The sequence below is a fragment of the Streptomyces tateyamensis genome, assembly GCF_003205575.1.
In the GTDB taxonomy this organism is placed as follows: Bacteria; Actinomycetota; Actinomycetes; order Streptomycetales; family Streptomycetaceae; genus Kitasatospora; species Kitasatospora tateyamensis.
The window spans coordinates 2,963-3,599 of sequence record NZ_PYBW01000168.1; the positions used below are offsets into that span (position 1 = coordinate 2,963).

Here is a 637-nt window from a genome sequence, read left to right on the forward strand (position 1 = left end):
GAGCTCGGGCGAGAGAAGGACCACGTCCCCGGCGGCGGAGACGGTCGGGATCGGGTCGATCAGCGCGTCCTCCCACGCAGCCAGACCCGTTGCACGGGCGGACCGCAGGTAGCTGCCGAGCCGGTCGACCTCGCGGATGGTCAGCTCGCGGTGTCGCCGCGACCAGGCGATGGTGCGGCGCCAGAACTCGCGGGCCTGTTCGACAGTGGGCACCGCCCGGCCGGTGTTGACGCCCTCGGTCTCCTCCATGTTCAGTCCGACGCTGTGGCAGCCCAGGCCGGCCATGAAGTCCAGCAGCCCTTCGGGGTCGCGGATGCTCTCGGCGCTGACAACCGCGATCACGGAGAACCGGACCCCGTGCTCTCGGAGGCGGCCGATACCCTTCGTGATCCGGTCGAAGGCCGGACGTCCCGCCCAGTCAACGCGCTGGCGGTTGAGGACGGCCGGGCCGTCGATGCTCACCCCGACCCGAAAGCCGTACTCGGTCAGGAAGTCGCACCAGACCGGGCTGATCAGCACCGCGTTGGTCTGCACCGAGTGCTCGACCAGCCCGGCCTGCCGCAATGACTCGAACGGAGCCAGCAACTCGGCCAGCTTCTGCCGCCCGACGGCCAGCGGTTCGCCCGCGTGCCACAGG

The 637-nt window shown here is 70.5% G+C and carries 1 protein-coding gene; it reads right to left on the reverse strand.

Annotated elements, in window-relative coordinates; all coding sequences use genetic code 11:
* A partial coding sequence (locus C7C46_RS35470; RefSeq protein ID WP_342775454.1) for a radical SAM protein occupies positions 1-637 on the reverse strand: 637 nt, incomplete at both ends.